Source organism: Spirulina sp. CS-785/01 (assembly GCF_028330525.1).
In the GTDB taxonomy this organism is placed as follows: domain Bacteria; phylum Cyanobacteriota; class Cyanobacteriia; order Cyanobacteriales; family Spirulinaceae; genus JAQMSD01.
This window is the reverse complement of the sequence record NZ_JAQMSD010000161.1, coordinates 1-6,088: the sequence shown is the minus strand read 5'-3', so window position 1 is coordinate 6,088 and position 6,088 is coordinate 1. Positions and strand designations below refer to the sequence as shown.

Sequence of the window (6,088 nt, the reverse complement as noted above, 5' to 3'; positions counted from 1 at the left end):
GCTGGGGGTAATGGCGGTGCTGGGGGTGATGGGGCTGTGGGTTTGTCTGTGACTTCAGGGTTTGAGATTGTGGAGGAGAGTGGGATTTTAGGGGAGAGTGGGATTTTGGGGGAGAGTGGGATTTTGGGGGAGAGTGGGATTTTGGGGGGACGCGCGATCGCGCCTTCAACACCTCTCACCCCAACCCTCCCTTTCCTATTCAATATAGGAGACACGACCGAGATTTGGGCATTATCCTGTTGGCCTGGGATGGATTTTATGTGGCGAGAGAGTCAAAGCGCCCTCGAAGAAAAGGAAGACCCCGACACTTGTTTCTGGCAAACCTTTCCACCTTTCGGATTACCATAAGAGAGAGATTTTTTTAACCACAAAGACACAAAGAACACAAAGGAAGTTATTGGTATGAGTCGAGAGGAGGCTAATCGGTTATCGCGGGTGGTGATTGGAGCGGCCATTGAGGTACATCGGGAGTTAGGGCCAGGGTTGTTAGAATCAACCTATGAACGGTGTTTGCAGTATGAGTTGGAACAGCGTGGGGTGCAGGTGGAATCTCAAGTTCCTCAATCAGTGAGTTATAAAGGGGTTCAACTAGACTGTGGCTATCGTTTAGATTTATTGGTGGAAGACTTACTCATTGTCGAACTGAAAACTGTGGATACCCTACAACCCGTCCATACTGCTCAACTCCTGACCTACCTCAAACTTCGCAAACTCTGGTTAGGCTTACTCATTAACTTCAACGTCCCTATCCTCAAACAAGGTATCAAACGCCTTGCCAATCACTAACCTTTGTGTTCTCATCTTTGTGTTCTTTGTGTCTTTGTGGTTCAATCCTTCGTTGCAAAATTTTACAATTTTCCCAACCCCCCCCAAATCATCAGGAAAATAGGACAATAAACCTGAAGTACAACAAGATGGGAATTAGCTAAACTAGAGATAACCCCAATTCATACATTTAAACTTGTAGGTTCACTTCGCTGAATCTGCGCGTATATTGAATTTATCGTGTGTACACCCCAAAAGGATAGGAAGCGTCATGGGATTATTTGATCGGATTAGCCGAGTCGTTCGGGCAAACTTGAATGATGTGGTTAGTAAGGCGGAAGACCCAGAGAAGATTCTGGAACAGTCGATTGTTGATATGCAGGAGGATTTAGTCCAACTGCGTCAGGCGGTGGCGAAGGCGATCGCATCTCAAAAACGGACGGAAACTCAATATAACAATAATCAGTCCCAAGCCAACCAATGGCAACAACGGGCCCAACTCGCTCTCTCGAAAGGGGATGAAGATTTGGCCCGGGAAGCTCTGCAACGGAAGAAAGGCTATGGGGATACGGCGGCCCAACTCAAGCAACAGTTGGATAACCAAAGTCAACAGGTGCAAACCCTGAAACGCAATTTAACTCAGTTAGAGAGCAAGATTTCTGAGGCGAAAACCAAGAAGGATATGCTCAAGTCCCGGGCCCAAGCGGCTAAGGCTAATGAGCAGTTAAATTCGGCCATGAGTAATATTAATACCAGTGGCTCGATGGCGGCCTTTGAACGGATGGAAGATAAGGTGGTTGAGTTGGAAGCTCGCTCTCAAGCGTCTCATGAGTTGGCCGGGGCTGATCTGGAAAGTCAATTTGCGGCGTTAGAAAGTGGCAGCGATGTGGATGATGAGTTGTCGGCTATGAAGGCGCAAATGTTGGGGGGGTCTTCTCCGGAGCAGGGAGCTTTACCTGCGGGGGAAAATCAACAAGCCTCTCAACAAGGACAAGCTCAAGGCCAAGAGGTGGATGATGAGTTGGAACAACTCCGCAAACAATTGAATGATAGTTAAGGAAGATGGGGAGGGAGAGGCTTTTTTCAGGTCTCTCTCTCTGCTTCTCTCTCCGGGACGGTTGTGGAGAAGGCCGGCCTTAGCCTAAGATTAGAGTTTAGGGCAAGTGATAAGGTGAAGAACGGTGAGTAACGTTATTCAAAGCACAGATTCTCAATTTAGTCAAGCTATTCAAGACACAGATCAGGCGGTTTTGGTGTATTTTTGGGCGAGTTGGTGTGGTCCCTGTAAGTTGGTGTCTCCTTCGGTGGAATGGGCGGCCAATGAGTACAGCGATCGCTTGAAAGTGTTTAAATTGGAAGTTGATCCCAATCCTGAAGCCGTAAAACAATGTCAGGTGGAGGGAGTCCCCGCTTTACGCATTTTTAAAAATTCTGAGATGATTGCTTCCCATGAAGGGGCGATTGGTAAACAAGGACTACAAGAATGGCTGGACAAGAATTTGTAAGTCCCCTACTTTGGACGTAAGCGAGACTATGCAACTGGCACAGCGTATTAAACCCCTGCAAACCAATGTGTTTGCGGATATGGATGAGGCGAAAGCGATCGCAACCCAATCGGGGAAGGAGATTATAGATTTATCGTTGGGGTCGTCGGATCTGCCGGCCCCAAAAACGGCGATCGCAGCTATCGAAAACTCTCTCCATGATCCTAGCACCCACGGTTACACCCTCTTTCACAGCACCCGGTCTTTTCGGGAAGCGGTGGCCCGGTGGTATCAGCGCAAATATGGGCAAAAGGTTGATCCCGAAACTGAGGTTTTACCCTTAATTGGATGTCAGGAGGGGACCGCCCATTTGCCCCTTGCGGTACTGAATCCGGGGGATTATGCTTTATTACAAGACCCCGGTTATCCATCCCACGCAGGAGGGGTTTATTTAGCAGGGGGGCAAATATACCGAATGCCCCTATTCGCAGAACGCGACTTTCTGCCCGATTTCTCCGTAATTCCCCCAGAAATTGTGCAACAAGCGCGGATGATGGTGTTAAGTTATCCCCATAATCCCACAACCGCGATCGCGCCATTAGAGTTTTTCCAGGAAGCCGTTACATTCTGCAAAAAAAATAATCTCGTTTTAGTCCATGATTTCCCTTATGCCGATGTGGTTTTTGAAGGTTCACCCCCTTCCCCTTCAATTTTCCAAGCCGATACCCAAAAAGAAATAGCGATCGAGTTTTATACCTTCTCCAAATCCTACAATATGGGCGGCTTTCGCATCGCCTACGCCATCGGAAATCCCCAGTTAATCCGCGCCTTACGGCAAGTGAAAGCCATTGTGGACTTTAACCAATATCGGGGTATCTTAAATGGAGGCATTGCCGCCTTAGAGGGCGATCAATCCATTATTAATGACATTATCCAAACCTTTCAAAAGCGGCGAGATGCCGCAGTGACAGCCCTTCGCCACATCGGTTGGCCCGTTGCCACCCCCAAAGCCACCATGTATATTTGGGCCAAATTACGCGAACCGTGGCACAATAAGTCCAATCAATTTTGCGTCGAATTAGTCAAAGCCACAGGGGTGGCACTTGCCCCCGGTGCGGGGTTTGGAGAGTCCGGAGAAGGCTATGTTCGCATTGCCTTAGTGCGGGATGAGGCCGTGTTAGAAACTGCGATCGCTCGTATGGCAGCATTCCTCAAATCAGCCTAGAAAAGGCGCGTTTTGGCCGATTTTTCTGGCAGAGAAAGAGAAATTCACAGAAACTTCATCAAACTGCGCCCAAACTTTACAGAAACTTCACCCAAACGGGAACAATATCCCCTTTAATATAAATAGGAGAGAAAGCATATCGCTCTTCCTCTTAAACGTAATAATTGTTATAAAGCAGAACTAAGTAAACATTGTGGGGCAACAACTCATGAAAGGAACTCTTAAAAAACTTTTAGTAGGAACATCAGTGGCAGTAGGGATGAGCGCGATTTCCGCCCCTGCTATGGCCGCTTCTCTCACCAACGTAGATATGTTCGGTGACGATTACAAAGTATATGGTGGCTCTGATCCTGTAGGTGCATTAACCGACAGCGATCGTTACAGCCACGTTGAATTAAACTACCTCAACGAATCTTTAGCCGATAACAGCACAGGTTTCACGGCCAACTTAGGCGTAGACGAAATTAAAGTAGAAGGCATCACCCAAGCTGACTGGGATGGCGACCTTAGCGACCAGTGGATAGCAGATTTTGAAGAAGCATATCCTGCGATCGCCAATGCAACCTATGGGGGTGTGAACATTGGTAGCATGATTTCCGGAAAGCTTGAAGAGGCAATTGGACGTTCTGGCGACCCCAACGTTTCTTACATGGCTAAAAATGATGCCACCGGGGAAATTGAAATGGACTTGATCGGTCACTATAACATCTGGGATGCACCTTGGATGAACTCTTATAAAACCAATCCCCTGTTCGGTAGTGTCATTGCTCAACTTGAAGCAGAAACTCCTCTTTTGCAAATCAGCGAAATTGCTAAAGTGACTGTGAACGGAGACGTTCAATACGCTTACGGTTTCTCTGCCGAAGAGACTGGCCAGGTAGCTGCTGATGCAGGTGAAGGCGACTCTTCTTCCCACACCGGACGTTACAACATTGCCTTAGACGGCACTCCCGAAAGTGAGTCTGTTCCCGAACCCTCTGTCCTGCTTGGTTTAGCCGCATTTGGAGGCTTATTTGCAGCGTCCAAACGCAAAAACGCTTAATTTTTGAAGCTAAACTCAAAATGTAATAACGTTGATAACTTAAAAGGAGACTTGCGAGTCTCCTTTTTTTGTGGTTTATGATGCGCGAATGTTAACCGTTCCCCCCTTTAACTCCCTTGCCATCCTACTCCTAGCCGCCCTAGGAGATTATATCATTGGTGATCCTTGGCATCTCCCCCACCCCGTTCAAGTCATGGGGTGGATGATTGAGAAATTATCCAGTTTATTCCTCAAATCCTGCCAAACCCCCCTACAAAAGAAAGCAGCCGGAGTATTTCTAGGGTTATTTTTAATCCTAGGGAGTGGCATCGTAGGGTATGGGTTAAGTCAGTTGGCCACCGCCATTCATATTAGTTTTGGATGGGGAGTACAAGCGATACTCTTGGCCAGTTGTTTTGCTGGACGCAGTTTACGAGATGCTGCCACCGATGTCCTACAACCCTTACAAAACGGGAATATTGAAATAGCGAGGGAAAAATTAAGTTTATACGTGGGACGAGATACCGCGAATTTATCTCAGGAAGAAATCTTGCGGGCCGTATTAGAAACCATTGCCGAAAATACCGTCGATGGAGTGACAGCACCGTTATTATATGCCATCCTGGGAGCATTAATACCCGGAGTAGGGCCAGTCCCCTTGGCCTTGGGGTATAAAGCGGCCAGTACCCTCGATTCTATGATCGGCTATAAACGTGAACCTTATCTAGATTTAGGCTGGTTTAGTGCCAAATTTGAGGATATCTTAACTTGGTGGCCTTGTCGGTTAACCGTCGGTGCGATCGCCCTCCTCTCCCGACAACCTTACCACGTCCTGCGCCTTTGTCGCCGCGATGCCCCCCAAGACCCCAGTCCCAACTCCGGATGGAGTGAATGCGCTTATGCTGCGGCCTTGAGGGTACAAGTGGGAGGAGTAAACACTTATCAAGGAGTCCTTAAAGAAAAACCCCTCCTCGGAGACAACCAACACCCCATTACAGTAGAGACGATACAACAAGCATTACAGTTAATGCGGGGGTCATTTTTGGGGTTTGTGGTTGGTTATTTGTTATTGGTTGTTGGTTTACAGTGGGTTCGTACCTACCTTGATATGCCTTGGGTTGAAACCCAAGGCTAATAGCTAAAACCCGTTAAAACGGGTTAATAGACCCCTCAGACATTAAAAAAATAGCTGTTCAACGGCTAGGATGAAGGAAGATATGCCTTGGGTTGAAACCCAAGGCTAATAGCTAAAACCCGTTAAAACGGGTTAATAGACCCCTCAGAAATTAAAAAAATTAGCTGTTAAACGGCTAGAGGGAAATAAGCCCTAAAGGGCTTACTACAAACGAAATAACAATCTCTGAAGGCTTACTGTTATTTAACAAGAAACCGGATTTCTCTTTAGATAGTTTACATTATCCCCAATTCCCGTAGGTTCGTAGTAAGCACTTTAGATATGCCTTGGGTTGAAACCCAAGGCTAATAGCTAAAACCCGTTAAAACGGGTTAATAGACCCCTCAGAAATTAAAAAATTAGCTGTTCAACGGCTAGGATGAAGGAAGTTCGTACCTACCTTGATATGCCTTGGGTTG

At 47.1% G+C, this 6,088-nt stretch carries 6 protein-coding genes and 1 pseudogene; all 7 read left to right on the top strand.

The window, feature by feature from the left end:
- A pseudogene (locus tag PN462_RS10785) lies at positions 1-348 on the top strand (hypothetical protein); the annotation flags it as partial.
- A gap of 54 nt (positions 349-402) precedes the next feature.
- The gene (locus tag PN462_RS10780) at positions 403-786 is read left to right on the top strand and encodes a GxxExxY protein (RefSeq protein WP_272128197.1); all 384 of its coding nucleotides are present in this window, start codon (positions 403-405) and stop codon (positions 784-786) included.
- A 250-nt stretch (positions 787-1,036) separates the two neighbouring features.
- Entirely contained in the window at positions 1,037-1,822 is a 786-nt protein-coding gene (locus tag PN462_RS10775) for a PspA/IM30 family protein (RefSeq protein ID WP_272128196.1), read from the top strand.
- A 124-nt stretch (positions 1,823-1,946) separates the two neighbouring features.
- Positions 1,947-2,270, top strand: a complete 324-nt coding sequence (locus PN462_RS10770) for a thioredoxin family protein (RefSeq protein ID WP_272128195.1) — start codon at positions 1,947-1,949, stop codon at positions 2,268-2,270.
- A 28-nt stretch (positions 2,271-2,298) separates the two neighbouring features.
- Positions 2,299-3,474, top strand: a complete 1,176-nt coding sequence (locus PN462_RS10765) for an LL-diaminopimelate aminotransferase (protein WP_272128194.1) — start codon at positions 2,299-2,301, stop codon at positions 3,472-3,474.
- A gap of 208 nt (positions 3,475-3,682) precedes the next feature.
- Positions 3,683-4,516 carry an NF038130 family PEP-CTERM protein gene (locus PN462_RS10760; RefSeq protein WP_272128193.1) on the top strand — a complete coding sequence of 278 codons (834 nt, stop codon included), beginning with the start codon at positions 3,683-3,685 and terminating at the stop codon, positions 4,514-4,516.
- 88 nt (positions 4,517-4,604) lie between these two features.
- A complete protein-coding gene (gene cbiB / locus PN462_RS10755) occupies positions 4,605-5,630 on the top strand; it encodes an adenosylcobinamide-phosphate synthase CbiB (protein ID WP_272128191.1) in 1,026 nt (341 codons plus the stop codon).
- The last annotated feature ends 458 nt before the right edge of the window (positions 5,631-6,088 follow it).

Excerpts from the sequence above, each read along its gene's own strand:
- PN462_RS10760 (WP_272128193.1), top strand. The coding sequence starts at position 3,683 with ATGAAAGGAACTCTTAAAAAACTTTTAGTAGGAACATCAGTGGCAGTA.
- PN462_RS10765 (WP_272128194.1), top strand. The coding sequence starts at position 2,299 with ATGCAACTGGCACAGCGTATTAAACCCCTGCAAACCAATGTGTTTGCG.
- PN462_RS10775 (WP_272128196.1), top strand. The coding sequence starts at position 1,037 with ATGGGATTATTTGATCGGATTAGCCGAGTCGTTCGGGCAAACTTGAAT.
- PN462_RS10780 (WP_272128197.1), top strand. The coding sequence starts at position 403 with ATGAGTCGAGAGGAGGCTAATCGGTTATCGCGGGTGGTGATTGGAGCG.
- cbiB (WP_272128191.1), top strand. The coding sequence starts at position 4,605 with ATGTTAACCGTTCCCCCCTTTAACTCCCTTGCCATCCTACTCCTAGCC.